This is a genomic window from Sphingomonas citri, from assembly GCF_019429485.1.
Lineage (GTDB): Bacteria > Pseudomonadota > Alphaproteobacteria > Sphingomonadales > Sphingomonadaceae > Sphingomonas > Sphingomonas citri.
This window is the reverse complement of record NZ_JAHXZN010000012.1, coordinates 51135-76750: the sequence shown is the minus strand read 5'-3', so window position 1 is coordinate 76750 and position 25616 is coordinate 51135. Positions and strand designations below refer to the sequence as shown.

At 65.2% G+C, this 25616-nt stretch carries 30 protein-coding genes and 1 pseudogene; 24 read left to right on the top strand and 7 right to left on the bottom strand.

Annotation, left to right across the window (positions count from 1 at the left end):
* From KZ820_RS20005 to KZ820_RS19950, 12 genes and pseudogenes are all read left to right on the top strand, one after another.
* Positions 1-342: MliC family protein (locus KZ820_RS20005; RefSeq protein WP_258048379.1), on the top strand; the 342-nt coding region annotated here is incomplete at its 5' end.
* A gap of 45 nt (positions 343-387) precedes the next feature.
* Positions 388-729 carry a flagellar hook-basal body complex protein FliE gene (gene fliE / locus KZ820_RS20000; protein ID WP_058733724.1) on the top strand — a complete coding sequence of 114 codons (342 nt, stop codon included), beginning with the start codon at positions 388-390 and terminating at the stop codon, positions 727-729.
* Positions 730-760: 31 nt separating this feature from the next.
* Positions 761-1648 carry a bestrophin family protein gene (locus KZ820_RS19995; RefSeq protein ID WP_071838549.1) on the top strand — a complete coding sequence of 296 codons (888 nt, stop codon included), beginning with the start codon at positions 761-763 and terminating at the stop codon, positions 1646-1648.
* 5 nt (positions 1649-1653) lie between these two features.
* Positions 1654-2037: a hypothetical protein gene (locus KZ820_RS19990; protein WP_058733671.1), complete on the top strand. Its 384-nt coding sequence runs from the start codon at positions 1654-1656 to the stop codon at positions 2035-2037.
* Positions 2038-2040: 3 nt separating this feature from the next.
* Positions 2041-2727 carry a ZIP family metal transporter gene (locus KZ820_RS19985; RefSeq protein ID WP_037457577.1) on the top strand — a complete coding sequence of 229 codons (687 nt, stop codon included), beginning with the start codon at positions 2041-2043 and terminating at the stop codon, positions 2725-2727.
* Positions 2724-3332: a cation efflux transmembrane domain-containing protein gene (locus KZ820_RS19980; protein WP_041043238.1), complete on the top strand. Its 609-nt coding sequence runs from the start codon at positions 2724-2726 to the stop codon at positions 3330-3332. Before KZ820_RS19985 ends, KZ820_RS19980 begins: the two co-directional genes overlap by 4 nt.
* A complete protein-coding gene (locus tag KZ820_RS19975) occupies positions 3329-5830 on the top strand; it encodes a heavy metal translocating P-type ATPase (protein ID WP_058733672.1) in 2502 nt (833 codons plus the stop codon). The genes KZ820_RS19980 and KZ820_RS19975 overlap by 4 nt, the downstream gene beginning before the upstream one ends.
* Positions 5827-6576 carry an HAD-IIB family hydrolase gene (locus KZ820_RS19970; protein ID WP_041043236.1) on the top strand — a complete coding sequence of 250 codons (750 nt, stop codon included), beginning with the start codon at positions 5827-5829 and terminating at the stop codon, positions 6574-6576. Before KZ820_RS19975 ends, KZ820_RS19970 begins: the two co-directional genes overlap by 4 nt.
* A 114-nt stretch (positions 6577-6690) precedes the next feature.
* Positions 6691-7146, top strand: coding sequence for an MgtC/SapB family protein (locus KZ820_RS19965; RefSeq protein ID WP_041043235.1), 456 nt, complete (start codon positions 6691-6693; stop codon positions 7144-7146).
* Between the two features lie 98 nt (positions 7147-7244).
* The gene (locus KZ820_RS19960) at positions 7245-7622 is read left to right on the top strand and encodes a hypothetical protein (protein WP_058733673.1); all 378 of its coding nucleotides are present in this window, start codon (positions 7245-7247) and stop codon (positions 7620-7622) included.
* A gap of 12 nt (positions 7623-7634) precedes the next feature.
* Positions 7635-8243: a DedA family protein gene (locus KZ820_RS19955; protein WP_041043233.1), complete on the top strand. Its 609-nt coding sequence runs from the start codon at positions 7635-7637 to the stop codon at positions 8241-8243.
* A gap of 450 nt (positions 8244-8693) precedes the next feature.
* Positions 8694-8951, top strand: a pseudogene (locus tag KZ820_RS19950) (SOS response-associated peptidase family protein); the annotation flags it as partial.
* 8 nt (positions 8952-8959) lie between these two features.
* Here KZ820_RS19950 and KZ820_RS19945 read toward each other — a convergent pair.
* The 3 genes from KZ820_RS19945 to KZ820_RS19935 all read right to left on the bottom strand — a co-directional run bounded on the left by KZ820_RS19945 (position 8960) and on the right by KZ820_RS19935 (position 11026).
* The gene (locus KZ820_RS19945; protein ID WP_184116739.1) at positions 8960-10252 is read right to left on the bottom strand and encodes a Fic/DOC family protein; all 1293 of its coding nucleotides are present in this window, start codon (positions 10250-10252) and stop codon (positions 8960-8962) included.
* 2 nt (positions 10253-10254) lie between these two features.
* A complete protein-coding gene (locus tag KZ820_RS19940) occupies positions 10255-10512 on the bottom strand; it encodes a hypothetical protein (protein WP_017980819.1) in 258 nt (85 codons plus the stop codon).
* 127 nt (positions 10513-10639) lie between these two features.
* The gene (locus tag KZ820_RS19935; protein WP_184116738.1) at positions 10640-11026 is read right to left on the bottom strand and encodes a DUF3768 domain-containing protein; all 387 of its coding nucleotides are present in this window, start codon (positions 11024-11026) and stop codon (positions 10640-10642) included.
* 213 nt (positions 11027-11239) lie between these two features.
* Here KZ820_RS19935 and KZ820_RS19930 point away from each other — a divergent pair, with 213 nt between their 5' ends.
* From KZ820_RS19930 to arsH, 7 genes are all read left to right on the top strand, one after another.
* Positions 11240-11977, top strand: coding sequence for a hypothetical protein (locus tag KZ820_RS19930; protein ID WP_144037199.1), 738 nt, complete (start codon positions 11240-11242; stop codon positions 11975-11977).
* A gap of 69 nt (positions 11978-12046) precedes the next feature.
* Positions 12047-12529, top strand: coding sequence for a hypothetical protein (locus KZ820_RS19925; RefSeq protein WP_058733677.1), 483 nt, complete (start codon positions 12047-12049; stop codon positions 12527-12529).
* A 72-nt stretch (positions 12530-12601) separates the two neighbouring features.
* Positions 12602-12934 carry an ArsR/SmtB family transcription factor gene (locus KZ820_RS19920; protein WP_041043227.1) on the top strand — a complete coding sequence of 111 codons (333 nt, stop codon included), beginning with the start codon at positions 12602-12604 and terminating at the stop codon, positions 12932-12934.
* A gap of 11 nt (positions 12935-12945) precedes the next feature.
* Positions 12946-13389, top strand: coding sequence for an arsenate reductase (glutaredoxin) (gene arsC / locus KZ820_RS19915; RefSeq protein WP_058733678.1), 444 nt, complete (start codon positions 12946-12948; stop codon positions 13387-13389).
* Positions 13390-13393: 4 nt separating this feature from the next.
* On the top strand, positions 13394-14473 hold the full coding sequence (gene arsB, locus KZ820_RS19910; RefSeq protein WP_058733679.1) for an ACR3 family arsenite efflux transporter: 1080 nt from the start codon (positions 13394-13396) through the stop codon (positions 14471-14473).
* Positions 14470-14907 (top strand): arsenic resistance N-acetyltransferase ArsN2, encoded by a 438-nt coding sequence (gene arsN2, locus KZ820_RS19905; RefSeq protein WP_052490788.1) that lies wholly within the window; start codon positions 14470-14472, stop codon positions 14905-14907. The genes arsB and arsN2 overlap by 4 nt, the downstream gene beginning before the upstream one ends.
* Complete coding sequence (arsH, locus tag KZ820_RS19900) at positions 14907-15662, top strand: arsenical resistance protein ArsH (RefSeq protein ID WP_041043294.1); 756 nt, start codon at positions 14907-14909, stop codon at positions 15660-15662. Before arsN2 ends, arsH begins: the two co-directional genes overlap by 1 nt.
* Positions 15663-15853: 191 nt before the next feature.
* Here the strand turns inward: arsH and KZ820_RS19895 are convergent, their stop codons facing one another.
* Entirely contained in the window at positions 15854-17692 is a 1839-nt protein-coding gene (locus KZ820_RS19895; RefSeq protein ID WP_219750573.1) for a ParB/RepB/Spo0J family partition protein, read from the bottom strand.
* A 41-nt stretch (positions 17693-17733) separates the two neighbouring features.
* The gene (locus KZ820_RS19890) at positions 17734-17925 is read right to left on the bottom strand and encodes a hypothetical protein (protein ID WP_071838556.1); all 192 of its coding nucleotides are present in this window, start codon (positions 17923-17925) and stop codon (positions 17734-17736) included.
* A 519-nt stretch (positions 17926-18444) separates the two neighbouring features.
* Between KZ820_RS19890 and KZ820_RS19885 the strand changes: the two genes are divergently transcribed.
* Positions 18445-19083, top strand: coding sequence for a hypothetical protein (locus KZ820_RS19885; RefSeq protein WP_219750572.1), 639 nt, complete (start codon positions 18445-18447; stop codon positions 19081-19083).
* A gap of 126 nt (positions 19084-19209) precedes the next feature.
* Here KZ820_RS19885 and KZ820_RS19880 read toward each other — a convergent pair whose 3' ends face one another.
* Together KZ820_RS19880 and KZ820_RS19875 are read right to left on the bottom strand one after the other, a co-directional pair.
* Positions 19210-19404, bottom strand: a complete 195-nt coding sequence (locus KZ820_RS19880) for a hypothetical protein (protein ID WP_058733683.1) — start codon at positions 19402-19404, stop codon at positions 19210-19212.
* 200 nt (positions 19405-19604) lie between these two features.
* A complete protein-coding gene (locus KZ820_RS19875; protein ID WP_219750571.1) occupies positions 19605-20519 on the bottom strand; it encodes an ArdC family protein in 915 nt (304 codons plus the stop codon).
* Between the two features lie 454 nt (positions 20520-20973).
* Here KZ820_RS19875 and KZ820_RS19870 point away from each other — a divergent pair, with 454 nt between their 5' ends.
* From KZ820_RS19870 to KZ820_RS19855, 4 genes are all read left to right on the top strand, one after another.
* Positions 20974-21180, top strand: coding sequence for a hypothetical protein (locus KZ820_RS19870; protein WP_219750570.1), 207 nt, complete (start codon positions 20974-20976; stop codon positions 21178-21180).
* Positions 21181-21435: 255 nt separating this feature from the next.
* On the top strand, positions 21436-21921 hold the full coding sequence (locus KZ820_RS19865) for a helix-turn-helix domain-containing protein (RefSeq protein WP_041043290.1): 486 nt from the start codon (positions 21436-21438) through the stop codon (positions 21919-21921).
* A complete protein-coding gene (locus tag KZ820_RS19860) occupies positions 21918-22331 on the top strand; it encodes a type II toxin-antitoxin system PemK/MazF family toxin (protein ID WP_308462292.1) in 414 nt (137 codons plus the stop codon). Before KZ820_RS19865 ends, KZ820_RS19860 begins: the two co-directional genes overlap by 4 nt.
* Positions 22332-22590: 259 nt before the next feature.
* On the top strand, positions 22591-25581 hold the full coding sequence (locus tag KZ820_RS19855) for a TrlF family AAA-like ATPase (RefSeq protein ID WP_219750569.1): 2991 nt from the start codon (positions 22591-22593) through the stop codon (positions 25579-25581).
* Positions 25582-25616 lie beyond the last annotated feature (35 nt).

Sequence of the window (25616 nt, the reverse complement as noted above, 5' to 3'; positions counted from 1 at the left end):
ATCCTCGTTGTCGGGCTGGCGGCTTGCACGGAAGGCAAGCCGCCAGCCCCGCCAACGGAGCAGCAAATCCATTCGTCCGACAGCGCCGTGGCGACCGGGGAAATGGGGCGCCATCCCTATCGCTGTTCCGACGGGGAACCGCTGTTCGTCGACTACAAGGACAACGGCCTGCAGATCGATTTGCGGCGCTCCAGCAGCGCCGTGCCCATAACGCTGACCGCGCCAGCGCAGGGCCTCCAATATGTCGGCGAGACAGCCACCGCGACCTTCAAGGGGTCGCAGCTCACCGTCGTGGAAGGCGAGGGCCGCACCCGAATCTGCGAACGGGAGGGCACCCGATGAACCGTCCTGTCTTCCGACATGTCGCACTGCAACGGGAGAGAAACGATGTCTGACACGTCGATCTCGAATGTGATGGCCATTCGCGCCGAAGTGATCGCGCGAAGCCGCGCTTTGCGTGAGGCGCAGCCGACGGCACCACCCGGCGTGACGCCGACCGCTCCGGTGTCGAACTTCGCCGACACCCTCAATGCCGTGGTCGCGAAGGTCAACGAGACCCAGGAGCAAGAGGATGTCGTCACCGAAGCATATGAGCGTGGCGAAACCACCGACATCGCAACCGTCGCGCTCATCCAGAGCCGCGCATCCATTACTTTCGAGGCGACCCTGCAAGTCCGGAACAAGCTGCTGTCCGCTTATCGGGACATCATGAACATGCCGATCGGATGACGATCGCTACGAGATTTAGGGCGTAATTGATATGATAGTCGGCGCGAGGCCTCGTTTTAAGCAGATCATTATCGAGGTTTGGAAGCCTCTCACGATCCTGTTCGTGTGGGACGTGGCGGTGACGGCATTCCACATGATGACCCCGATCAAGGAACCGCCTTTGCCGACGGCGCTGTTTGGCACTGCCATCGCGCTCTTCATGGGGTTTCGGACCAACGCTGCTTATGCTCGCTGGTGGGAAGCGCGAACCCTTTGGGGCGCGCTCATCAATGCGTCGCGCAGCCTGGCTAGGATCACACGCAGCCTGACCAAGGGAGAACCCGAGGGCAGCGAGATGCGGCACAACATCATCCTGCGGCAGATCGCCTTCGCGCACTCGATGCGCTGCCAGCTTCGCCGACAGTCGCCCTATGAAGAGATTGGCCGGATCGCTGGAACGGACGTCGCCGATATGGCGGTCGCTCGCCTGAACCCTGCGAACGCACTCTTGGAGGACATATCGGGCATCTACGCCGACGCGCTCGCGGAAGGTCGGATCACCGAAATCCAGCAGGCGACTGTAGAGCGCGTCCTGATCGACATCGCCAATGCGCAGGGCGGCATGGAGCGGATCAAGAACACGCCGCTGCCCAATGGCTTTCGGTTCTTTCCGAACCTCTTCACGCGCGTGTTCTGCGTGCTGCTCCCGATTGCGCTGGTCGAATCCCTGGGGCTCGCCACGCCGATCGGATCGACGCTGATCGGACTCGTCTTCCTTGCGGTGCTGAGCATCGGCGAGGATCTGACTGATCCGTTCGCCAATAGCGTCCACGATGTCCCGCTCACGGCCATGTGCCGCACGATCGAGATCGACCTTCTTCAGACGGCTGGACTGCCAGCCCCTGAGCCGGTGACGCCCGATCACGGCGTGCTGTGGTGAGGGCGATGCACGCCGTGCGGCACCTGCCTGGCCTGACAGCCGCGCGCATCGGCGCCGTTCTGTTCGCGGGTATGGTCGTAGGGGCGTGCAATCCCGCGCCGAGCGGACCGACTGAGCCGGCGCATGAAAAGCATCTGACACCTCGATTGATTGCGCAACGCATCATGTATTGCGACGACGGATCGCGCGCCGATGTCGACTTCATCGACGACGGCCTGAAAATGGCTGTCACCTGGCTGCCCAGGGGCAGAACTGAGATCCTGCGCGCGCAACGTACTGGCGAGGAATTTCGCGGCGACCGGTCGCGGGCAGTCGTGGCCGGCGGGTCGATCGCCTTCACGCAGCGCGGGAAGATCCGCGTCTGTCATCGAACCCCGGAGGAATCATAGGATATGCAGGCATTGCTGTACACGCTTGCGCCTGTGCTGGCGGTCGTGCTCGGCGCGATCATCGCGAGCCGGACCAAATTAAATCCTGGCGTCGTGGCGGGCCTCCAGCATCTCGCTGCCGGCGTCGTGTTTGCGGCGGCAGCGACTGAAATCCTGCCGCAGGTCAAGCATGAGGCTTCACCTAGCGCTACGTTGATCGGCGGGGCGGCGGGCGTTGCGACGATGCTGGGTCTCAAGGCTTTCGAGGCCCGCTTCAAGGGGCCAATGGCACTGCTCGCCGCGATCGGCATTGACATTCTGGTCGATGGTCTGGTGCTCGGCCTCGCGTTCGTCGCGGGTGAGAAGGCGGGATTTCTGCTGACGATCGCGCTGACGCTCGAAGTGCTCTTCCTTGGTCTGACACTGACCGACGAGCTGGCGGAAACCTATCGCTCGCGCCTGCGCATCATCGTGACTGTGTCGGCATTGGCGCTGCTGCTGCCGATCGGCGCACTCGCGGCTGTTCCTGTCGCCACGCTCTCACCGGTAATGGTCGCTGGCTTCCTGAGTTTTGGTCTGATGGCGCTGCTCTACCTCGTCACGGAAGAGCTGCTGGTCGAGGCGCACGAGAAGCCTGACACCCCACTCATCAGCTCGATGTTCTTCGTGGGATTCCTTGCCCTGCTGACGCTTGAGGAGATCATGGGATGATTTCGAGCAACGACAACAATGGCGGGCAAGAGCGTCGCACACTTTGGATCGTCCTGCTGCTGAACGCGGCGATCGCGGGGGGTTTCTTCGTCTCAGGATTTTTCGCGGACTCGAGCGCTCTGATCGCCAACGGCGTCGACAACCTGTCCGATACGGCCGTGTATGCGCTGAGCCTTGTGGCGCTCACCCGGGGCCAGACGTGGAAGACACGCGCCGCGGTCGCTTCGGGCGTCATGCTGCTGATCTTCGCGGGCGGCATCCTGATCGACGTTGGCCGGCGCTACCTTCAAGGCAGCGAACCGATCGGACCGACCATGATGGTCATGTCGGCGATCGCCGGCGTCGTGAACTACCTCTGCCTGCGGCTGCTCCAGCGGCTCAAGGATCCGGACGTCAACCTTCGGGCCGCCACCACCTTCAGCTTCAATGACTTCATTTCCAATGGCGGCATCCTGATTGCCGGCGTGCTGGTGCTGTGGCTGGGCACCAACTGGCCGGACCTTCTGGTCGGCTTCGCTACCGCCATCATCGCCATCAAGGGCGGTGTCGAAATCCTGCGCGACGCGCGCGCCGAAACCAAGAAAAGCGAAAGGAGGTCGTCATGAACGACAAGCTCGAACTCGATATTCCAGTATTGTTGCCGGACCTTCCTGACGCGGCCGACGCTTGCCTGGACCGTCTCGTATCGACCCTGTCGAAACGCGAAGGCGTCGAGCGAGCGCATGTGATCTGCCTCGAAGGCGACACGCCGGCGGCCCTGTGCATCCATTTCGACGCCGCCAAGCTGCCGTTGCCACGATTGCGCGAAATGGTGCGGGCCGCAGGCGCAGAAATCACCGAACGCTACGGCCATGCGATCTGGCAGGTGACAGGGATCAGTCACGAACGGCGGGCGCGCACGGTCAGCGATGCGCTATGCGCGTTGCCCGGGGTGGTACAGGCAAGCGCCAGCACCAGCGGGTCGGTCCGGGTCGAATATGATCGCCGAGAGACCACAGAAGAGGAAGTGCGCGCTGCTCTTCGCAAGCTGAAGGTGAGGGTTGGCAAGCGGGTCGCCGCCGATGACCATGCCGGCCACGACCACGGCCCCGGGGGCCACGACGCGGGCGAAGAGAAGCACGGCCCCGGCGATGGTCACGACCATAGCCACGCCGAATTTCTAGGCCCCAATACCGAGCTGATCTTCGCGCTTGCCTGCGGCGCGCTGCTGGGGATCGGCTATGCGATCGAGAGGCTGGTTGTTGGCGCACCGGAGTGGCTGCCCACGGCCTGCTATGTCGCAGCCTATTTCTTCGGCGGATTCTTCACGCTGCGCGAGGCGATCGACAACCTTCGGATGAAGAAGTTCGAGATCGACACGCTGATGTTGGTCGCTGCCGCCGGCGCCGCTGCGCTGGGCGCATGGGCCGAAGGCGCGCTGCTGCTATTCCTGTTCAGCCTTGGCCATGCGCTTGAGCATTACGCGATGGGACGCGCCAAGAAGGCGATCGAGGCGCTGGCGAAGCTCGCGCCCGAAACCGCGACCGTGCGACGCGACGGCCAGACCAGCGAAATCCCGGTCGAGCAAATGGTCGTTGGGGACATTGCCATTGTCCGCCCGAACGAGCGCCTGCCTGCTGACGGCTTCGTCACCAAGGGCACCAGCGCGATCAACCAGGCCCCGGTGACGGGTGAAAGCATCCCGGTCGACAAGGTGCCGGTCGCCGATGCCGCAGCGGCGCGGGCAAAGCCTGATGCAGTGGACGCGGAAAGCCGGGTTTTTGCCGGTACGATCAACGGTGGCGGCGCGATCGAGATCGAGGTGACACGCCGTTCCAATGAAAGCGCGCTCGCCAAGGTCGTGAAGATGGTGAGCGAAGCGGAGACGCAGAAGTCGCCGACGCAGCGCTTCACCGATCGGTTTGAGCGGATCTTCGTGCCTGCTGTCCTGATCCTGTCGGTGCTCCTGCTCTTCGCATGGGTGGTCGTCGACGAGCCGTTCCGCGACAGCTTCTATCGCGCGATGGCGGTGCTGGTGGCGGCAAGCCCGTGCGCGCTCGCCATTGCAACGCCGAGCGCTGTCCTGTCTGGCGTTGCCCGTGCAGCGCGGGGCGGCGTGCTCGTGAAGGGCGGTGCACCGCTCGAAAACCTCGGGTCGCTCAAGGCGATCGCTTTCGACAAGACGGGCACGCTGACCGAAGGTCGTCCGCGCATCACCGATGTCGTGCCCGTCGATGGCGCCGATGAAGGCGAGCTGCTGGTGCTGGCCGTCGCCGTCGAAGCGTTGAGCGACCATCCTCTGGCCCAAGCGATCGTCAAGGACGGCCGCGAACGACTGAACGATCGTGCCGTGCCGACTGCCGGCGACCTCAAGAGCCTGACCGGTCGGGGCGTCACCGCGAGCGTGGATGGCGAGACGGTCTGGATCGGCAAGGCCGAGATGTTCGGGAGTGAGGGCATTCCGGCGCTAGGGCAGGGAGCGCAGAACGCGATCGCGAAACTGCGCGAGAACGGTCGCACGACGATGGTGGTCCGCAAGGGGGACCGCGACCTGGGCGCGATCGGCCTGATGGACACGCCCCGCGAAGCGGCAAAGACCGCGCTGCGCCGGCTGCACGAGATGGGCGTGTCGCGGATGATAATGATCTCTGGCGACCACCAGAAAGTCGCCGAAGCGATCGCTAACGAAGTCGGGATCGACGAGGCGTGGGGCGACCTCATGCCCGAAGACAAGGTTGCCGCGATCAAGAAACTCGCCGGCGAAGACAAGGTCGCAATGGTGGGTGACGGCGTGAACGATGCCCCGGCGATGGCAAGCGCCACGGTCGGCATCGCGATGGGCGCGGCGGGGTCGGACGTTGCGCTGGAGACAGCCGACGTCGCCCTGATGGCTGACGATCTGGCGCACCTGCCATTCGCGGTGGGCCTAAGCCGGCATACGCGTGGAATCATCCGGCAGAACGTCTTCGTCAGCCTGGGTGTCGTCGCCTTTCTCGTTCCTGCCACCATCCTTGGCCTCGGTATTGGGCCAGCAGTGGCGGTTCATGAGGGATCAACGCTGCTTGTTGTCATCAATGCGCTCAGGCTGCTCGCCTACCGCGATCCGGCGGGGAAGGCGGCATGAAGTGGATGATCGCCTTCGACCTCGACGGCACACTTGCCGAGAGCAAGCGGCCGCTATCGGAGGATATGGCCGCAACCCTCGCCCGATTGCTCGCCGTCACGGATGTGGCGGTGATCTCGGGCGGGGACTGGCCGCAGTTCGAAAAGCAGGTCGCCTCGCGTCTTCCTGCCGGCGCCGCGCTTGACCGTCTCTGGTTGATGCCGACCACAGGCACAAAACTCTATCGGTTCATCAATGGCGCTTGGCGCGCGGTATATGCCGAGCTGTTCGACGACGCAGAGAAGGCGACGATCCGCACGGCCTTCGATCAAGCCCTGACCGATGCCGGCCTCGCCGACGAACGTATCTGGGGCGAACGGATCGAGGACCGGGGCAGCCAGATCACCTTTTCGGGGCTGGGGCAGGCAGCGCCGCTAAAGGAAAAGGAAGCGTGGGATCCCGACCGAAAGAAGAGGACCGCTTTGCAGGCCACGTTGCGCGCGACGCTGCCGGACCTCTCGATTAATCTGGGTGGCACGACATCGATCGACGTGACCAGGGCAGGGGTGGACAAGGGCTATGGCCTGAACCGCCTGAGTGCTGAAAGCGGCGTCCCGCTCGACGGGATGCTGTTCATCGGCGATGCGATCTTCCCCGGTGGGAATGACTATCCCGCCGCTGAAATTGGCCTCGATACGGTGAGAGTGCGCGACGTTGCGGAAACCACCGCCGTCGTGACCGCCATCATCGCATGTCTGCACCGGTAGGGATCTCCGGTGTTCACGATCCCCGCCTTGGGCCTGAACGTCTGTGGGACTCCCCGCCCGACCTTACCCCTTTACCTCCGATCTGGAGCAATCGCGTAGAACAGGCAGGCCGGCATGTTTCAAAGCTCGTGGTGGGAGATAACCACCCATATCATCAGTCTCGCCGTCGCCTACGCACTCGCCCTTCCTGTTGGCTGGGATCGCGAGAAGGACGCCCGCAGTGCAGGCATCCGTACATTCCCGTTGGTTGCAATCGCCAGTTGCGGCTTCGTGCTGGTGGGCATCGCGATCCTCGGCCGCACGTCTCCAGCGCAAGCCAGGTTGCTTGAAGGTCTGATTACGGGCGTCGGCTTCATCGGGGGCGGCGCGATTCTGAAGAAGGGCGACAAGGCGTCAGGCACGGCGACGGCGGCCAGTCTGTGGGCGACTGGGGCACTCGGCGCGGCCGTAGGCTACGGCCTATACGACATCGCTTTCATCCTGAGCGCCACCACCTTCCTCACCCTGCGCTGTTCTCGTCCGCTTAAGCGCGCCACCAATGGCGACGTCGGCACCTCGGCGAGCCCATGACGAGCCCTTGGGCGAGCCGATGGATGCGGCCTGTGCGATGCCTTACCCGGCGCTGGGCACCGGTGAGGACCATCGCGGCGCGGGACCGCCAACATCGCTTGCTGCGCTGGGCGACGCTGCTGGAGCGCAACCCCCACCAGATCATCGGCCTGCTGTCCCCCTCTTGGGCGGGCGGCGACGCGCGCGGCACGATGGTCGATCGGCCGAGCGCGATCGATGTCGCATGGAGCGACGTGGTGCTGCGGGTGATGGGGTTGGCGGGGCGATCGCGCGGTGAAGCAAAATCGTTCTTCGGGTTGTCGGATGCCGAGCTGGATCGGATTGCCGCAGGTTCGTGGCGGTGTCCGGTTCGACCCGCTTGGCAGCTCGCCGTGCGGATCAGGAACGTCGAATGTCCGCGCCTGGAAAATCGGATCGTTGGGTCCGTCGTCGCCCTCCTGCTCGTGATTTGCGCGATCTCCTATTGGATCTTCTGACGAGGCTGGTTTGTGTTCGACATTATAACATCGATCCTCGCGTCACTAGGCGGCCTTGGCGTCTTCCTGTTGATGCTGGCGGAGAACGTCTTTCCGCCGATCCCGTCGGAAGTGATCCTGCCACTTGCCGGCTACACCGCTGCGCAGGGGCGCGGCTCGCTGTGGGTAGTGGCAATCGCCGGCACCCTTGGATCGGCTGCAGGGGCAGTGCTGTGGTACTATGTCGGCCGCTGGATCGGCATCGATCGATTGAAGCGCTTTGCTTCCCGCCACGGCCGATGGCTGACGTTGACGCCCGGTGAGGTCGATCATGTCGACCGCTGGTTCGACCGCTACGGTCGTTGGGCGGTTCTGTTCGGGCGCATGGTCCCGGGAGTCCGGACCCTGATTTCGGTGCCCGCTGGGGTCAGCGGGATGCCCCTTGGTCCATTCTTGGTCTCGACGCTCGCCGGCTCGGCCATATGGACCGTGATCCTCGTGCTGGCGGGCTATGAGCTGGGCGAGCGCTATAGCCAGGTGGCGAGCGTCATCGAGCCGGTCAGCAACGCCGTGCTCGCGCTGGCCGTCATCTGGTATCTTTGGCGGGTCGCGACTTTCGGGCGATCAAGGGGTGGCCACTGATGGCTGGCCTGCTGCCCGTGCCTCCTGCCGGCCTTTGGCTCATAGCGGCTTCGATGCTTGTCCGCATCACACGCTTCGCACGTGCCTTTAGCCTGATCTCGCCAGCTAGCGCGATCGTTCTCATCAAGTGGGTTGCACGGCTTCACCGCAACGGATTTCACGCATGGCGTCGCAACGGAGGGAAGTGGCGTTGGGCCGTAACATGGAGAGGATCAACATAATGAGAAACAGTAAATAGCGGGTGCTCATCGCCGCTGGACCCTTCTCGCCTTTGCGGACGCAACCGCCCATCGCGAGCGCCTGTCTCGACACGAAGCGTCGCAGAAGAGCCCGGCCTAATCACCGGCTCCAGGAGATCCGGTGGCTCGCTACGCGACGTCGTTTGGATGGGGATACCTGACGCAAGGTGAAACCGCGCCCATATGTCGAACGAGCCCGAAACCCTGTGGGGATCAGCCGGTGTTCGCAGTTGCCGGGTTCTAGCAGCGCACAGAGGACGGCAACGGCTTCACGATGGTGACGTGTGCCCCCAACACGCTCGTTGCGCCGATCCATCCCAAGGCGATGATTACGATCCTGGAGCCTGAGGATGTCGATACTTGGCTGCGCGGCTTCTATGACGAGATCGTCGCCCTGCAGAAGCCCTATGACCCCGCCAGGATGACGGTACGCGGGCCGGTCTTTCCGACCCGACGCCCCGAACGCTAAGGCGAAGCCTAGCGGCTCCGATCCTTGCCACGATCCGGGGGCGGCGTGCTCCGGTCGGGCGGCGGGGCGGACGCCCCTTCGAGCGCGGCCCCGATCTTGATCCGGTCGGCGACAAGCTGGCGAGTGGATTCCCCGACCGTGTTGACCATGCGCGCGCTTTCGCCGCGCTCGCGCGCCTTCTGCATGGCGTCGTCGACGATCGTCTGGGCGGGCGCGAGACGTGGGTCGGCGTGGTTCTTCTCGGCCGTGTTCTTCAGGAACAGCTCGGCGAGCCGCTCCTGGCCTGGCGAAGCCCCAGGCGGCAGGATCGGTCGCTCCAGCGAGCGGACGGCGCGCTGGAGCTGCGCTGGCTGCTGCGAATTGATCTGGACGCCGAGAGCCGCGCCGATCTCGCGCACGCGCTCAAGCGGGGTCTGCTGGGGCGTGATGACGGCATCGACCTGACGCACGCCCAGATAGGTGAGAAGGTGCGATTGGTAGATCGGACCTTTGGCGTGGCGAACATAGGCCAGTTCGGTGCGTGCGTTGGCGATGACAGGGGATGGGGCGCCATCCCTAACGAGGCTGCGCAGCCGGTCGGCCGCCTGCTGGCGGGCGGCGGGAAGGTAGCGGTCCAGTTCCTCGCGTGCCTTAGTCAGCGTCACCCGGTAGCGCTGCCCTTCGGGCGGCGCGCGTTGAGGCAGCAAGGCGATCCCGGCAGGGCCGATCCGCGCCTCGGGCGCGAGGTCACGACGGATCGCCGCCTCGGCGAGCACGGCGGCCATAGGCCGATGATCGCCGGTGAGGAAGCCATGCCGGGACGCGTCCATCCACGCGGTCTTATCGATCGACGCGATCCGTATGGGATGGCCGGCATCGCGGGCGAGCTGCGCCGCATGGTGGCGCATCGTCCGCCCGTTCCCCTCGCGGAAAGGGTGAATTGCATTGATCTCGTTGATGTGGTTGCCGAGCCGGTCGAAAAACTCATCGCGGGCGAGGCCCTTCAGGGCGTCGCCCGCGCGCGCGTCGGCAAACCGCTTGTCGAGCTCGCGCGCGATGTAAGGCACGTGCGCGAAACTGGAGCCGCCCTTGGCGATGTTGACGGTGCGGTCCTGACCCGCCCAGTCGTAGAGGTCCTGGAAGAGGTGCCGATGCAGGGCGCGATAGCCGTCGGCCGTCGCTGGAAAGGTCAGGCGCGCGGCTTCTGCGCCGCGCGCCAAGGTCAATCTCCGCTCGGCCTCCATGAGGGTCTTGTCGTCCGTGATCCCAAGCCGGTTCCGGAGCGTGTCCGTACCGGGGTAGGTGTAGGGATCGTCTGCCAAGGTCAGGCTGCGATCTGGTGGGTTCCTGGCTTGTAGAGGCCGAGGATGATGGACGGCATGAGCGAAGGGGGAACACCCTCATCGAGCATCATGGCGAACATGGCATCTTCGTCACCGGTCGGCGTCATGTCCTCGATGACGAGGTTGGCGCGCGCCTCTGCTACGTCCTCGCGCCACAGCGCGATCTGCTCGGGGGTGCCGCGTTGGAAATCCATGGAGCGGATGCGCTCGCGCAGCGTGTCGAGATTGATCTGGGCCATCGCGTCATCCTTTCGCCGTTAACCCTACGCGCTCCCCCGCGATTTCTCAACAAATCACGTTGGCGCAGGTCCGTTTCGGCACGGTTGATCCGCGCGCAGTCGAGCGCGGATCGCTACGCCATAGGCGTTAGTATTCGCTGGCCAGCATGATCGTCAGCACCCGTTTAGTCTGCTCGGAATTCCACGGAGCGTCACTGCCGTAGGTGAGGCTCGTGTCGTAATAGTCGATCTTCCAGAACACCGTCTGCCCGACCGCCTTTGCATCGTCGGGGCGGTCCTGCGTCCACGCGCCGCTTGCGAGTTTATAGACCGCGCCGAAATCGTGCTCACCATAAGGGTCGTTATCGCCGTCAAACTTCGTGAACCGGGTGATCGCGACCAACGCGGCGAAACGGTCCAGCTCGGGGAGGGCCTGGAATCCCATCGTAACGTTGGCGAGGCTCGCGAGGCCAGGGTGGGTACGCGCCGCATCGTTGAGACGCCGGATGGTGTCGATCTGCTCGGGGGTCGGCATGGGTGATCCTCCTTGTTGGCATGGGCCGCAAGGCCGTTCGGCCTCACGGCCCTGCCTGTCCGGCGAGGACGGGATGGGGAGGGGAACGAGAATCTTGGTAAGCTGGCGCGGGCGAGCCGCCCTAGCGCGGCCGGCACCGACGGGGCCGGGCGCCGCGCTTGGCGGCTTACACGGGCGGCAAGATTGTCGTTCGGGAACGAAAGGGCGGCGCCCTTGGCGTTCCCCGGCGCGGGTCGCCCCGCGCCAGACAAACGGATAAGGTTCGGGAGGGGACTTCGGGGGGAAGCGCGAATGTCGAACTGGGCGGAGCGGGCGTCGGCGTCGTTGCTACCGCTCAGCCGCGCGAGCACCCTTGGCGCCGCGCTCAAGGAGTGGACCTATACGGGGCGCTTCTTCGACCTCGAAGCGGCGGACGGCACCTGCGAGCTGTGCGGGCAGCAGGAGCTTCGCTACCATTTCGAGATCGAGAACGACGGCACGTCCGCGTCGTTGCTGGTCGGCTCCGAGTGCATCAAGCGCTTCGAGATCGCCGGCATTGACGAGCAAGGGCGACGGCTCGATGCACGCGATACGGGAAAGCTGGTGGACCGTCACCGCCGCGGCCTGGTGGAGGACGCGCGCAAGCAACGCGTCATGACCGCGCTGCTCAAGCTCGGTCGCAAGGCACCCGACTTCGACGCGCAGAACTTCATCGCCTTCGTCGACGACAAAGGTGCGTTCACCCCCAACCAGGTGGCGATGATCTTCTGGCGGCTCGGCTCGGCCGGGGTGGAGTATCGCCCGGCCGACTGGAAGGTGCGGCTGCGCCGCGACAGCGATATCGGCCAGCTCCGAACGATGAAGCCGGCCGCTTTCAAGCGAGTCATGGCGGCGCTCACCGCGGCGCAGCGGCGCCGGATCGACGAAATCGAGGCTCGCTTAGCTCAGTATGGGCAGCGCTGGCGCGAGTGATGTGCCGCCCGCGGTGCGGACCGTGATTTTCTGCTTTCGTTCCGCTCGGCCCTGACTCATAGAATCGTCATGCCGATCATGCCGGAACATCGCTGGCTGTACCCGATCGACTGGCCCGAGCTGTCCAGGCTGATCCGGTTCGGCCGCGCTAAAGGCCGCTGCGAGCATTGCCGACGGCCGCACGGTGCGCGCGTCTTCCATCTTGGCGATGGTCGCTGGTGGGATGCCGATCGCCGACAGTGGCGCGACGGGCGGGGACGGCGCATCCGTGTCGTCGGGGCAGACGTCGCCGCGATCGTCCGGCTCACGCGGGTGTATATCGCCTGCGCGCACCTCAATCACGACCCGACCGACAATGCGCCGCGCAATCTCGCCGCGCTCTGCCAGCGCTGCCACATGATCCACGACGCGGCCGAGCATCGCCGGCGCCGGTGGTACAACGCCTATCGCAGGCGTGCGCTGGGCGATCTTTTGGCTCTGCTCGATGGGCTGCCGACGATCGGGGCGGGGCAGGGTGTGCCACGTGGCACACCTGCGCGTCACACCGCCTAAGCCCCCCATTCACTCGAACCGCGGTAAGGGAGAAGGCCTATCGCTCTATGATATATCTGCTATGCTGGATATATGGAAAACGAGTTAGCGATCGCGGCACTGGGGGCGTTGGCGCAGGGCACGCGCCTCGACGTGTTTCGTCTGCTGGTGCGGCACGAGCCTGACGGGTTGGCTGCAGGCGAGATCGCCCGCCGGCTGGATGTGCCGCAGAACACGATGTCGGCGCACCTTGGTATTCTGGCCCGTGCCGGCCTCGTTCGCTCCGAACGGCACAGCCGGTCGATCATCTACCGCGCCGACCTCGACGGGCTGCGCGCGCTAACGCTGTTCCTCGTCAAGGATTGCTGTGCCGGCAACGCCGAATTGTGCGGGCCGCTCATCGCCGAACTCGCTCCCTGCTGCTGAAAGGACGCCCCATGAGCCGGACTGACTCGGTCGTCGACATCGTCATCTACCACAATCCCGAGTGCGGCACGTCGCGCAACGCGCTCGCCATGATCCGCAATGCCGGCATCGAGCCGCACGTGGTCGAATATCTGAAGACCCCGCCGTCGCGCGCGCTGCTGGTCGAGCTGATTGAGCGGGCGGGCATCTCGCCGCGCGAGCTGCTGCGCGAGAAAGGCACGCCCTATGCGGAGCTGGGGCTCGGCGACACCACACTGTCCGACGAGGCGCTGGTGGACGCGATGATGGCGCACCCGATCCTCATCAACCGCCCGCTGGTCGTCTCACCCTTGGGCGTGAAGCTCTGCCGCCCGTCCGAAGCCGTCCTCGATCTGTTGCCGAGCGGGCAGCTCGGCGCGTTCGCCAAGGAGGACGGCGAACAGGTGGTGGACGCGTCCGGCGAGCGGGTCGGCTGAGCCCATGTCGACGATCGCCCCTGTCGCCGGACCTGCGCCGGCGCGCGCCGGCATCGGCACCTTCGAGCGCTACCTGACGCTCTGGGTGGCGCTCTGCATCGTTGCCGGCATCGGCTTGGGGCACCTTTTGCCCGGCCTGTTCGCGCGCGTTGCCTCGGCCGAGGTAGCGCGCGTCAACCTCATCGTCGCGGTGCTGATCTGGCTGATGATCGTACCGATGCTGCTCAAGATCGACTTCGGCGCGCTCGGGTCGGTCCGCCAGCATTGGAAGGGGGTGGGCGTCACACTGTTCATCAACTGGGCGGTGAAGCCCTTCTCGATGGCAGCGCTTGGCACATTGTTCATCGGTTGGCTGTTCGCGCCGCTTCTGCCCGCAGGGGAGGGGCCGTCCTACATCGCTGGCCTGATCCTGCTCGCTGCGGCACCGTGCACGGCCATGGTGTTCGTGTGGTCGAACCTGTGCGAGGGCGAGCCGACCTACACGCTGTCCCAGGTCGCGCTGAACGACGTCATCATGGTGTTCCTGTTCGCGCCGCTCGTCGGGCTGCTGCTCGGCGTCGCTTCGGTGACGGTGCCGTGGGACACGCTGCTGATCTCGGTGATGCTCTACATCGTCGTGCCGGTCATCGCCGCCCAGCTCGTGCGCCGTGTCGTGCTGACGAACGGCGGACAAGCCGCGCTCGACCGGCTGCTCGGTCGCTTGGGGCCGGTGTCGCTCGTCTCGCTGCTGGCGACGCTCGTCCTGCTGTTCGGCTTCCAGGGTGAGGCGATCGTGGCGCAGCCGTTGGTGATCGCACTGCTTGCGGTGCCGATCCTCATCCAAGTCTATTTCAATGCAGGTCTAGCCTACTGGCTCTCGCGCCGCTTCGGCGTTGCCTGGTGCGTGGCGGCGCCTGCGGCGCTGATCGGCGCATCCAACTTCTTCGAATTGGCCGTGGCGGCCGCGATCTCGCTGTTCGGGCTCAAGTCGGGCGCGGCGCTGGCCACGGTCGTCGGCGTGCTGGTCGAGGTGCCCGTGATGCTGTCGGTCGTCTCGATCGTGAAAGCATCCCGGGGCTGGTACGAGCGCGGGGCGCACGCATGACCGGCCTCCGCGTCACGTGTCTCGCGCCGGGCGAGCTGGATGATCTGGCCGGCGCGCTGGCAGCCGCCAAGCTGCCGACCGCCGATCTCGCCGAACCCGGCCGCGCCTTCGTCCGCTTCGACGACGACGCTGGGTTGGTCGGGTTCGGCGGGATCGAGGGCGAAGGGTCGGACCGCCTGCTCCGCTCGCTGGTGGTCTTGGCCGATCGCCGGGGCGCCGGCATCGGCGGTGCGATGCTGGCGCTGCTCGAGGGCGAGGCGCGCCGGCTCGGCGCCGAGCGGCTCCACCTTCTGACCGACACCGCGGCGCCATTTTTCCGGGTGAACGGCTATGCAGAGGCCGATCGCGCTGCGGCGCCGCCTGCGGTTGCCGCCTCGCGCGAGTTCACCGCGCTCTGCCCGGCGTCGGCCACCTTTCTCGTGAAAGCTCTTTGATGCCGCTTCGTACGCTCACCGATCCCGACCTCCTGCCGGCACTCGATCCAGCCTATATCCGCGCGCGGCCCGCCACAGGGCTCGGGCCGCTTGATCCGGCACCTCGGATACTCCTGCTCTACGGCAGCTTGCGTGAGCGCTCCTTCTCGCGGCTCGCCACGGAGGAAGCGGCACGCCTGCTGCAGTTATTCGGCGCGGAAACGCGGATCTTCGATCCCTCGACACTGCCGCTCCCCGACCAAGTGGCCGGAGACGATCACCCGGCCGTCCATGAGCTGCGCGAACTGGCGCTGTGGTCCGAGGGCCAAGTCTGGTGCAGCCCGGAACGTCACGGCCAGATCACCGGCATCATGAAAGCGCAGATCGATCACCTGCCGCTCGAGATGAAGGGCATGCGCCCGACCCAGGGCCGTACGCTCGCGGTGATGCAGGTGTCTGGCGGATCGCAGTCGTTCAACGCCGTCAACACGCTGCGGCTGCTCGGCCGCTGGATGCGGATGTTCACGATCCCGAACCAGTCGTCGGTCGCGATGGCCTACAAGGAGTTCGACGAGGCCGGACGCATGAAGCCGTCGAGCTATTATGACCGCATCGTCGACGTGATGGAGGAGCTGGTCCGCTTCACGGTCCTGCTACGGCCACACGCGACGCAGCTCGTAGAACGCTACTCGGAGCGCAAACAGGCCGGCGTGCCGGTCGACACGACGACGGACCTGTCGAGCATCGCGACCGCGCCACAAGGCCGCTGGCGGTGAGCCGCACCACCCGATCGGCAAGGAAGTCGCCACGGCGCCGCCCGACCTCGTGTCGGGCGGCGCGACGCGGACCTGAAAGGGCAGCCGGCGCGCCAGCCCGCCAGGGCTGGCGCGCCGGGGCGACGGGCCGCCTTGCGCTCGTCAGGAGAGGAAAGGGGGTCCGATTATCACCGGACCCCCAGCTTTGCTGTTCAGGCCGTTTCCTCGTCGATCATGCCCTCCTGCTCGCTGCCGTCCTCGTCCATGTCGGCGTCGCATTCCTCCGGCTCGCGCTCCGCTCGGTCAAAGGCACCGATCCGCAGCGGGGCGGGAAGCCAATGGGCGGGCAACCGCTCGGACACGTTCACGGCAAGGTCCGCCTTCTTCTTGATGGTGGCGCAATTCTCGGCACTCGACGCGCCCACTTCCTCGCGCAACAGGTCGATCATCGCAGCACGGCGCATCTTGTCGAACAGGCCGATGGGGGCGGTCCAGCGCGACGCGATGTTCACGCCGCTCGCGCGCACGATCTGCTCGAATTGGTGGTGGCGCTGGCCGGGGGAGCCGCCCGCGAACACCGTGCCGTCCACCGTCATCGCGACAAGCCCGGCCAGCAACGCCATCTTGTCGTCGCTGCCCATGGCACGGATCGCCTCGAACCGGCCTTCGGCGGGAATGGCGGCGAAGCGGGTCGCCATCATGTCCTCGACCGGACGTACGTCGCTGGTCGCCATCAACTCGTCCGGCACGGCGGTCGCCACGGCCTTGGCCTGAACCTCAATCGCCATCTGGTAGCTGTGCGCGCCGTGGAGCAATTGGCCCGCAAGGCTGTCGAGCACGATGTCGAGCGCCAGCGCCGGGTCGGCCGCAACCGCCTCCTGCACGATCCGCGTCTTGATGCGGGTGAGGTCGGCAAACAGGCTGTTGCTGTAAAGCGGGACGGGACCGTCGTGGTTCGCCTTCGGTTTCGGCTCGGCCTTGGCGCGGTAGAAGCTCTTGCCCAGTGATCCGTCATGCGACACCCAAAGGGCCACGCCGCCCACCGCAACCTGCTCGCGATTAAAGGCGCGCAAGCCTTCGGTGATCGCGTCGCGCTCGTCCGATAGCGGGTCGATCCGCTCGCTGTCCTCGCCCTCGGCCTCTGCGATGGCCTCGATCTCGGCGTCGATCGCGGTAAGCCTCGTCGCCTCGTCGTGGGTCGGCTCGCGCGTCGCCGGGTACATGCTGCCCTTCATATAGAGGTCGTAAGGGCGTTCGAGCGCCGCACGGACTTCGTGCCACCCGATAGCGCGATACTCGTCCGCGAGTGCGTCCAGCTTCTCTTCTGCCAGTTCTCGCACAAGCTCGGGATCGTCCGCAAAGCCTTCGGCCCCTTGGCTGAACAGGTCGACCGTGATCGTACCGCCTTTGGCCTCGTAAGCCTCCCGCCCGACGAACAGGAACGGGCCGCTGGTGGTGTCCACCTTCTCGGTGGTGAGCATCCGGCGGATAGTGTGCGCGTGGCCGTTCGCGGCCTTCCAGACCTTCATCTGCTGGCTGTGATCGTCGGTGAGGGTGAGCGCACGTGCGGCCTCAAGGCTCAACTGATCCTTGGCGATCAGGTCGATCAGCGCCGGGGCAAGCGCAGACAGGCGGAGCATCTTGTAGACGAAGCTGACCGCCTGACCGAACCGGGCCGCAATCTCCTCGGCGTCCATGCCCGTGTCGCGGAGCGCGGCGAAGGCGCGGATGCTGTCGGCAGGGTGCATGTCCTCGCGCTGGAAATTCTCGGCGAGCGACAGTTCGATGGCTTCTTCCTTGGTCCGCAACTCAACCGGGAAGGTGTCGCTGCTTTTGATCCGCTTGCGCTTCACCAAGATTTTGAGCGCGCGGTAACGCCGCCCTCCGGCAAAAACCCACAACAGCCCCTCGTCCTCATAGGCGACAAGGTTCTGCAACAGCCCGTGCGCTTCGATGTCGTCGGCCATCGCCTCGACGGCGGACGGCTTCACGCGGCGCTGGTTGAGCGGGGAAAGGCGAAGCTGGGCGAGCTTGGGATGGATGATAGCCATGATGATGCTCCGTGATCTGGATGGATTTGACTGGGAGGGGGTCAGCCTTCGAGGCTCGCGAGTTCGTCGAACTCGGCCGAGGCGCGCTTCGCGCTGCCGCCTGCGTAGGTGACGCCGGTGCGCGGATAGAAGAACACGCGCTCGCCCTTGCGGTACGGGGTGCCGTCGGCGCTGGTGCCGGGGGACTTCGCGCGCTTCCAATAGGGATCGCCGGTGTATCGGGTGTAAGCCATTGTCCTTTCTCCTTCTTTCGAGGCGCAGCCGGTTGCCGCTGCAACCGGGTCTGCCTCTCCGGCGAGGAGCGGGATGGGGAGGGAGGAGCGAAATCGATGGCCTGGCGCGGGCAGGCCGCCCTAGCGCGGCCGGCGCCCCACAAGGGCGCCGGGTGCCGCGCTCGGCGGACCACACGGGGCTGTCGATTTTGCTTCGGGAACGAAAGGGCAGCAGCCCTTGGTGTTCCCCGCGCCAGCGGGCCTCCGGGGGAGGGCCGCGGTGCCCTGCCAGCGACGTCCGCGCCGCTGGGCGCGGCCATAGGTGTGCCACGTGGTACACCTTACGCGAGGATCGTCACCCGCTCAGGGCCGAGACGCCGGCACGGTGGCTCGGTCGGCGCAACGCGCCGATAGAGCCGTGCCCGGCAGGGTCGCGCCCGACCGGGATCGTTGCCCCGAAAAGCGCTTTGCACTGGGCAGGTTGCTCAGCAAAACAGCGCGCTGCCCTTGCGGGGGTGGGGACTGACCAGGCGAGAACGAATGACGCCGATCGAGAGGATCTATTTCACGTCGCGGATCATCCACGGCGATTTGAGTTCGGCAGATGGTGAACTGTCAGGTCAGCTCGGTTCTGCGGGCACGTGGGTTCCGTTCATCAAAACGGCCCTGATGGCGCTCGGGAACCTTGCCGATTTGGAAGGACCCATGCGCTTCTTATACCGGGACGCACCAGAACTCGCCGACCAGATGAAAGCGATCGACGCCGACCTTCAGTTTGCGAAATACCTCCGCAATGTCTTTGGGGGTCATCTCAACGAGACGCTGATCGCCAAAGCCTATGAGTGGCGGCCCGAGCTGCGGATGCTCCCCGATATTCGCGAGCTGAACGGCACCGTGATGCTCAACGTGTTTGTGCTCGAAACAGCGATCAACACCTATGTCGCGCAGGATGGCCAGCACGGCATGTTCTCATCCGAAACGGATCTCGTGTACCCGCCCGATATGGAGCGGTTCTGCATGTGGCTTTCCACCACGGTTCGGGCCGCCATTCGGATTTGCGACATGCTTGGCGAGATCACCCATGTCTCAGTAACGCCGCTGGGCGAGCGAGCCGATATGTTCGAGGCGTACAAGGCTGCCGGGCTGACCGCCTTCGCTCGGATCAGGAAGGGCCGGTAAGGCTCGCTCACCCTGTGCTGCGCGTCGCGAGACGACAAGAAAAGGCGCGCGCCGGTGCCGCGAAGCGAAGCCGGCGCGCGCGCATAGGAGCCTGGAGCGACCCTCGGGGTCGCTCCAGACCGTTCCTTAGTCGGCGTCACCATCGTTGATGGCATCGCACGCGGCTTGGCAGGCTTCGCGGCTGCCATAGGGGCCGATATGCGGGGTGTTGTTGTCGTCGACGCCCCACCAGCCCTTGTCGACATGCCGCCCGCTGTCCCGCATCAACGAGCGGGTCCCGCCACCAATGTGGATCGGATCGAGTGTACCTTTGATCGACATATGCTTCGTCCTTCTATGCCCGTGATTGGGCGCACAGAACCGCGCGAGACCCGCGAATTGGGCGTCGCTCTACCGACCAAAAGCATCTGGTCGGCGCGGTTCGATGATTGATTTACAAGTGTCGATTTCGCGCACGCCCGGGACGGTCCGGGGGAACAGGAACGCGGCCCGTTTCACGAAAGATCGGGGCCGCGTATCCATCACGCCGCGACCGACATCGCCGCGTTGCTCATCCGGCTGAGCAGCCAGTCCGCGGCGGCCTGTGCTTGCGTCGCGGCGGTGAAGATGCACCTTTTGTCGTTGCGGAGCGCCTGCAGCCAGCTCGCCAGATAGGCCGCGTGATCCTCCCGGTCGTGGAGCTTGATGCCGATCGCGCCGCTGACGAATGCCGCACCCAGCTCGGCCACCAGTTCCTCGCGGGCGTAATCCTCCCGCTTCGTGGAAAGGAGGGTGGGGCGGGCGAGCCGGTCCACGTGGCCGGTTGCGTGGCAAAGCTCATGGGCAAGCGTCGAATAATAGTCGTCCCCGGTGTGGAAGTCGGCGAACTCGGGCATGACGACGTGATCGCCGCTCGGCTGATAATAAGGCTGCGATCCGTGGTGCCGGACGGTGACGGGAACGCGGGCAAAGAGGGTGTCCAACTCCGCGTCGCGTTCGTGGGGATTGGTTGCGGTGAGGATCGGCGCGGGGGCCGGATACTTCGCCTCGATGCCGTCGATCTGCTCGGCATTGAAGACGGTGTAGCGCTTGAGGAATGCTACCTGCCGCTTGCCATCGTCGCTGGCTTCTCCGCCCCTGTCGGCGTCCACCTCGATCGTGTTGGCATAAACGACGGTTGAGCCCTTCTCGCCCTTGCGGACGCACCCGCCGAGCGCGAGCGCCTGCTTGAAGGTCAGCCAATGCGGCGAGGCATAGCCCTTCGTCATGGCCGCCACCCAAAGGGTCAGGACGTTGATGCCGCGATAGGGAACGCCGGTCGAGCGCAGCGGAATGTTGGGGGTGGTGCTGCCGTTCCACGATTTCGACCAAGGCCGGGTGCCCGCCTCGATCATGGCGATCATCTGGTCGGTGATCTCTTGGTAGATGTCAGCCCGGTTGTCGGTGATCCGTGCCATGGTCTCTTCCTTTCCTTCGAGGCTGAAAGCCGGTCGCAACAGCAACCGGCTCTGCCTTTCCGGCGAGGAACGGGATGGGGAGGGAGGGCGAGAATCTGGTCCCTGGCGCGGGCGAGCCGCCTAGCGCGGCCGACGCCCCAGAGGGCGTCGGGTGCCGCGCTTGGCGGATTACACGGGGGGCCTGATTGTCGTTCGGGAACGAAAGGGCAGCCGCCCTTGGTGTTCCCCGCACCGGCGGGCCTCCAGGGGAGGGCCGCGGTGCCAGCGAGCCTGTGCCGGGCCAACGGCCCGTCCTCGGACCCGTGACATGGCCTTGGCAGCGGACGTGCTTTGGGCGATCTGTTGATGGATGATCGGCACAACGCCGTGACGGAGCGACAGCGCGTGACCAGCATTCGGATCCTGCACCGCGACCCAACCGGCAAGGTCTTTGACGGGGGGCGTCGAGTATGGGGTGGAGCAGTTTGCCGGCCAGGTGCCCGCGATCGGCGACACGATCCTCGATCCCGGCGTGATCGCGGGCCAAGATCGGAATGATCCTCAGAACCGGTCCATCTGGGCAGTGGTCGGCCGCGTGTTCAATCCGCGCGACCGGGAAGACACGGTGGCGCTGATCGTGGAGAGTCGAGACGGCAACCTCGCCGATGAAGCCTTCGCTTGAAAACGAGGCCAAGGGGGAGGTCTTTGCGGCTCCCCCCTGCGGTTACTCGGTTGATACGCCATGAGTATGCCCTGAGCGATGTCTACATGGGCACTGGCTATACTTTGCAGGGCCGCTGCGGCTCCCGGCCGGAGCCTTGGAAGGCGCTCCCCGGGGTGCCCCTAGCGCCCTACGGGGGCGGCGCTGGGGGCTCCCCCCTAAACTTGAACCCCCTACGCGCGAGGGGCATATCCGTCGTGAGAAAGGAATAGCCTCATGGCGGCCAAGAAGCAAACTGACAGCAGCTCCGACCTGCGAACGAACGAGAAGAAGTGGACCAAGCCGCTCATGGATGCGGGTTGGACGGCGCTGCCGAGCGTCATCATCGAGAACCAGCGTCAGCTTGGCCTCGAACCGCTCGACCTCAACATCGTGCTGTATCTGGCGAGCAAATGGTGGACGGCGGAAGGAAAGCCTTACCCGTCCAAGAGCACCATGGCGCAGGCCATGAATGTCCACCCGCGCACGATCCAGAAGCACATCGCCAGTCTGGAGGCTGCCGGATACATCCGGCGCGAAGAGCGCCGGACCGACCAGGGAAGCCGGACGAACATCTACCATCTCGACGGATTGATCGAGGCGGCCAAACCCTTTGCGGATGAGAAGCTCGCGGAGATCAAGGAAAAGTCCGAGATCAAGAAGATCCGCCAGAACCGTAAAGGGGCTCCCAAGCTGCGCCTGGTCAAGGATGATGACGCGTGAATGCACACATCCAGGAAGCGCCACCTAGGGTGGCGCCGCGCCTGAAGGGTGCACCGAAGATCCGTCAGCTCTTCTGGTGCGATTTCCCTCAGGACGCGCAGCTACCGGAGTTCTGGAAGCGGCGGCCGGTGATCGTGATCTCGTATCGGAACACGCTGCATGGAGCGGTGACGGTGATCCCGTGTTCGACGCAGGCGCAGCCAGGTAATCAGTGGGCAGTCCCGCTCCAGACCACCATTGACGGACGCGCGGCGTTCGCGATCTGCGACAAGATGACCACGGTTGCGGTGAGCCGACTCGTGCCGGACAAGGGCGGCATAGCACGGATGACGGAAGCCGAGTTTGACGGCATCCTTCGTGTAGCACTCGCCTGGCTGCCCGTGCCCTCGATACCGGCGCCGGAGGCCTGACAGGCCTCCCTGGGGCGATTAGATATTAGTTGAATCTTCAGTCGCGGGTTCTATATCGGGAGGCATCTGCGGCCTCCCCCTCGGGGAGTGTCCGTTTCCCGCAAGGGAACTAAACGGTCGGGGCCGCCTCACAAGGGCGGCCCTTGGCTTATCTGGTCATCGCTGACAAATTACGCTGAAGGCTCGCCTTTCTGGCGGGCGACTGCATCTACGTTCCCGTTCGTCGGCGCCGCGTAGAGCGTGGGGCGGGGCGGATAGCATGACGAGGCAGCTTACCAAAGGGTCGGTGTGGAATCGGTGGGATCCTCATATCCACACACCCGGCACGATCCTGTCGGATCATTACCCTGCCGCTGACGGGTGGGAGCAATTCCTAAGCCGCATCGAGACTTCCGAACCGCGGGTTCGCGCACTCGGCATCACCGATTATTTCAGCACGGCCACTTACGAACAGGTGCGCGCACACAAGGCGGCGGGGCGGCTGCGCGACGTCGATCTGATCTTCCCGAATGTCGAGCTGCGACTTGGCGTCGGCACCGACAAGGGGTCGCCGGTCAACATCCATCTTCTCGTCTCGCCTGACGACAAGGATCATCTGGCCCGACTGCACGGCTTCCTCTCGGATTTGCGGTTCGAGGCCAAAGGCGAGCGCTATCGCTGCACGCCTGCGGACATTATGCGCTTGGGCCGCGCCCATGATGCCGATGCGACCAGCGACGAGCGCGCATTGGAAGTGGGCACCAACCAGTTCAAGGTCGACCTCGCCAATCTCCGGGAGGCGATGAAGGCGAGCGATTGGGCGCGCGCGAACATTCTGATCGCCGTCGCGGCCAGTAGCAAGGACGGCACCGCTGGCCTTCAAGGCGATGCGTCGCTCGAACGTCTGCGCCGTGAGATCGAGCGTGCGTCGCACATCATCTTTTCGGGAAGGCCGGCGGATCGCCAGTTCTGGCTCGGCCAAGGGCCGGTGACGCGAGACGTGTTGGTGTCCGAATATGGCGGCATCAAGCCGTGCCTGCATGGCAGCGACGCACACCGGCCCGAAAAGGTCGCGGCGCCGACGCAGGACCGACGGTGCTGGCTCAAAGGCCGGGTGACGTTCGAGACGTTGCGACAGGCGTGCCTCGAACCCGAGATGCGCGTGTTCGTGGGGACAGCCGCACCGCCGGCGGCGCAGCCGTCCCAAGTAATGACGGACGTCGAGGTCAGCGGCGCTCCGTTCATGCTAGACGCAAAGGTCCCGCTCAATCCCGGCCTGATCGGGATCATCGGCGCGCGTGGATCGGGCAAGACGGCCTTGGCCGATCTGATCGCGGCGGCGGGCGCGGCCTTGATGGTCAAGGGCAACAAACTTTCATTCGTGTATCGCGCCCGTGAGCATCTGGCCGGCGCGCGCGTCGATTTGAGCTGGGATGACGGCACGGGCTGCGGTGAGACCATCGCCAATCTCATGGAGATGGAAAGCGAGAGCGACGATCCGCAGGTGCGCTATCTTTCGCAGCAATTCGTAGACCGCCTGTGTTCGGCCGAGGGGCTGACCGATGAGTTGCTGGTGGAGATTCAACGCGTCATCTTCCTCGCGCATCCGACCGAGGAACGACTTGGTGCAACCGACTTTATGCAGCTCCTCGATCTGCGCGCCGAAAGCGCTCGCACCGCGCGCAGCCAAGCAGAAGGCGAGCTAAGCGACCTGTCGGCGGAGTTCGTTACCGAACGCGAGAAGGAAGCGAGCGTCGGGCCGCTGCGCAGCAGGCTGACCGCGCTGACCGGCGCGATAACGAAAGCGCAGTCTGATCGAACGAAGCTGGTCGGCAAGAGCGGTGGCGATCAGGCCAGGCTCGACAGCTACAGCGTCGTCGCCGGGGTGTTGCAGCAGCGGCGATCGGAGCATGAACAGCTCGAACGACGTCGCAATGCGCTCGATACGCTTACGCGCGAGGTCGCGTTGGCGCGGTCGCGGACGTTTCCCGACATGCTTCGGCAGATGCGCCAGCGCCATCAGGACGCGCAACTGCCCGACGCGCTATGGCCGCGCTTCGCCCTACAATTCACAGGCGACGTCGATGGCGCGATCGCGGGCGAACGCGCTGCTGTCACGGCGGCGCTAGCGACGCTCGCAGGCACGCCGGTTGTAACTCCTATCGGGGCGGCGCCTCCCGCAACCTCATACCTCCCACAAGGCACGCAGCTCGCCTCGCTGTCGATTGCGGTCCTGGCGGCGGAAGCGCGACGGCTAGAGGCGCTGATCGGGGTCGATCGCGAGGCTTCGAAGGCGTTGGCGACGCTGAACAGCAAGATCGCGGCCGATGAGGCGCAGGCGGCGAACCTGCGCCGCCAGATCGAGGCGGCCGAACAGGCGCCGGCACGGCTCGTCGCGATCCGGGGTGAGCGGCGCGATGCCTATACGCGCGTGTTCGATGCACTGGTCGCGGAACAAGCGGAACTGACCAGCCTCTATGCGCCGCTCGCGAGCCGGATCGAGGCGGAAAGCGGTTCGGCGCGGATGCTGTCGTTCGATGTTCGCCGGCGGGTCGACATCAGCGCATGGGCGCGGAAGGGCGAGACGCTGCTTGATCTTCGTTATGGCTCGACGCTTAAGAAGGGTTCGCTCGCTGAGATTGCTACGGCATCGCTCGCGCCCGCATGGGCCTCGGGCAGCGCCGAACAGGCATCGGCCGCTCTCCAGCAATTTCGCGAGACCTATGACGCCGCTATCGTCGAGTGCTGCCCCTATGACAGAAACGATCCGGCGGAAGCGGCGAAGCTGCGGCAATGGGCCGGCGATATCTCCGCTTGGCTCTACGGCACCAGCCATATCCAGATCGCCTATGGCATCCAGTATGACGGCACCGACGTCGAACGCCTGTCGCCGGGCACGCGCGGCATCGTTCTCCTGCTGCTGTATTTGGCGATCGACACCGACGACAACCGCCCCCTCATCATCGATCAGCCGGAAGAAAATCTCGATCCGCGCTCGATTTTTGTCGAGCTGGTCGAGCGCTTCCGATCGGCCAAGCAACGCCGCCAGATCATCATCGTGACGCACAACGCCAACCTCATCGTCAACACCGATGCCGATCAGGTGATCGTGGCGACGTGCGGCCCGCATCGTCCCGGCCAGCTTCCAGAAATCGGCTATCTCTCGGGTGGGCTGGAAGACCCGACCATCCGAGAGAGCGTGTGCAGCATCCTCGAAGGTGGCGAGGAGGCGTTTCGCGAGCGCGCCAAGCGACTGCGCGTTGCGTTATGATCGCGAGGGTGTGCCACGTGGCACACCCTCCACGC

Bases quoted from the DNA above. Each gene is read 5' to 3' on its own strand.
- KZ820_RS19890 (WP_071838556.1), bottom strand. From the start codon at position 17,925: ATGGCTTACACCCGATACACCGGCGATCCCTATTGGAAGCGCGCGAAG.
- KZ820_RS19875 (WP_219750571.1), bottom strand. From the start codon at position 20,519: ATGGCACGGATCACCGACAACCGGGCTGACATCTACCAAGAGATCACC.
- arsC (WP_058733678.1), top strand. From the start codon at position 12,946: ATGAGCCGGACTGACTCGGTCGTCGACATCGTCATCTACCACAATCCC.
- KZ820_RS19880 (WP_058733683.1), bottom strand. From the start codon at position 19,404: ATGTCGATCAAAGGTACACTCGATCCGATCCACATTGGTGGCGGGACC.
- KZ820_RS19935 (WP_184116738.1), bottom strand. From the start codon at position 11,026: ATGCCGACCCCCGAGCAGATCGACACCATCCGGCGTCTCAACGATGCG.
- arsH (WP_041043294.1), top strand. From the start codon at position 14,907: ATGCCGCTTCGTACGCTCACCGATCCCGACCTCCTGCCGGCACTCGAT.
- KZ820_RS19865 (WP_041043290.1), top strand. From the start codon at position 21,436: ATGGCGGCCAAGAAGCAAACTGACAGCAGCTCCGACCTGCGAACGAAC.
- KZ820_RS19965 (WP_041043235.1), top strand. From the start codon at position 6,691: ATGTTTCAAAGCTCGTGGTGGGAGATAACCACCCATATCATCAGTCTC.
- KZ820_RS19980 (WP_041043238.1), top strand. From the start codon at position 2,724: ATGATTTCGAGCAACGACAACAATGGCGGGCAAGAGCGTCGCACACTT.
- fliE (WP_058733724.1), top strand. From the start codon at position 388: ATGTCTGACACGTCGATCTCGAATGTGATGGCCATTCGCGCCGAAGTG.
- arsN2 (WP_052490788.1), top strand. From the start codon at position 14,470: ATGACCGGCCTCCGCGTCACGTGTCTCGCGCCGGGCGAGCTGGATGAT.
- KZ820_RS19940 (WP_017980819.1), bottom strand. From the start codon at position 10,512: ATGGCCCAGATCAATCTCGACACGCTGCGCGAGCGCATCCGCTCCATG.
- arsB (WP_058733679.1), top strand. From the start codon at position 13,394: ATGTCGACGATCGCCCCTGTCGCCGGACCTGCGCCGGCGCGCGCCGGC.
- KZ820_RS19895 (WP_219750573.1), bottom strand. From the start codon at position 17,692: ATGGCTATCATCCATCCCAAGCTCGCCCAGCTTCGCCTTTCCCCGCTC.
- KZ820_RS19920 (WP_041043227.1), top strand. From the start codon at position 12,602: ATGGAAAACGAGTTAGCGATCGCGGCACTGGGGGCGTTGGCGCAGGGC.
- KZ820_RS19985 (WP_037457577.1), top strand. From the start codon at position 2,041: ATGCAGGCATTGCTGTACACGCTTGCGCCTGTGCTGGCGGTCGTGCTC.
- KZ820_RS19855 (WP_219750569.1), top strand. From the start codon at position 22,591: ATGACGAGGCAGCTTACCAAAGGGTCGGTGTGGAATCGGTGGGATCCT.
- KZ820_RS19885 (WP_219750572.1), top strand. From the start codon at position 18,445: ATGACGCCGATCGAGAGGATCTATTTCACGTCGCGGATCATCCACGGC.
- KZ820_RS19990 (WP_058733671.1), top strand. From the start codon at position 1,654: ATGCACGCCGTGCGGCACCTGCCTGGCCTGACAGCCGCGCGCATCGGC.
- KZ820_RS19995 (WP_071838549.1), top strand. From the start codon at position 761: ATGATAGTCGGCGCGAGGCCTCGTTTTAAGCAGATCATTATCGAGGTT.
- KZ820_RS19970 (WP_041043236.1), top strand. From the start codon at position 5,827: ATGAAGTGGATGATCGCCTTCGACCTCGACGGCACACTTGCCGAGAGC.
- KZ820_RS19925 (WP_058733677.1), top strand. From the start codon at position 12,047: ATGCCGATCATGCCGGAACATCGCTGGCTGTACCCGATCGACTGGCCC.
- KZ820_RS19975 (WP_058733672.1), top strand. From the start codon at position 3,329: ATGAACGACAAGCTCGAACTCGATATTCCAGTATTGTTGCCGGACCTT.